This is a genomic window from Rhodococcus sp. EPR-134, assembly GCF_001647205.1.
Taxonomy (GTDB): domain Bacteria; phylum Actinomycetota; class Actinomycetes; order Mycobacteriales; family Mycobacteriaceae; genus Rhodococcus_F; species Rhodococcus_F qingshengii.
This window is the reverse complement of the sequence record NZ_LVCT01000141.1, coordinates 1-578: the sequence shown is the minus strand read 5'-3', so window position 1 is coordinate 578 and position 578 is coordinate 1. Positions and strand designations below refer to the sequence as shown.

Annotated in this window: 1 protein-coding gene; it reads right to left on the bottom strand. The window is 61.4% G+C overall.

Annotated elements, in window-relative coordinates; all coding sequences use genetic code 11:
* Window positions 1-151: 151 nt before the first annotated feature.
* A partial coding sequence (locus A2J01_RS06450; protein WP_156519193.1) for a CPBP family intramembrane glutamic endopeptidase occupies window positions 152-578 on the bottom strand: 427 nt, incomplete at its 5' end.

Below are 578 nucleotides of genomic sequence, written 5' to 3'. Positions count from 1 at the left end.
TGGTCGCGACTTCGGGAGTTGTCGGAACCCCCGCGGTGGCATGAGTGACGGCACCGGAGAGTGCCAGCACACACGATGCAGTCACGACGGCGAACGAGTACGTGGTTCGAGAAGGCATGGGCACAAGTATGTCTTGTACGGTCGCGGTCGGTCAGGCCGAGACGGGTGTGTGCCGATCTTCGCCGATTCGATCTCGAATGAGGAAGACGGCGATCACCCCGAAGACGACCAAGAGGACCGTCAGTAGAGAGGTGATGGCGGCGGCGCCGCTCACTTCCGTGGTCACCGAAGTGTCCAGCCCGCCGGTCGAGAGAATTGTGGTGGGGTCGGTGAGGCCGTGTAACACGATTGCGGCCCAGATCGTGCCCGTCACACGCATTGTCAGGTACATGCACATACCGAAACCGAAGGTGTAGACCACGGTGACCAGAACGGTTGACGCCTTCATCCCGGCGATGAGGTTGACGGTGTGCATGAGTGCAAACACCAGTGAAGACACGACGGCGACAAAGCGTTCCCGGTGGCCGGCGTCGCGCAACATCTTCACTGCCAGGCCACGGGTGGCCAATTCCTCGGTC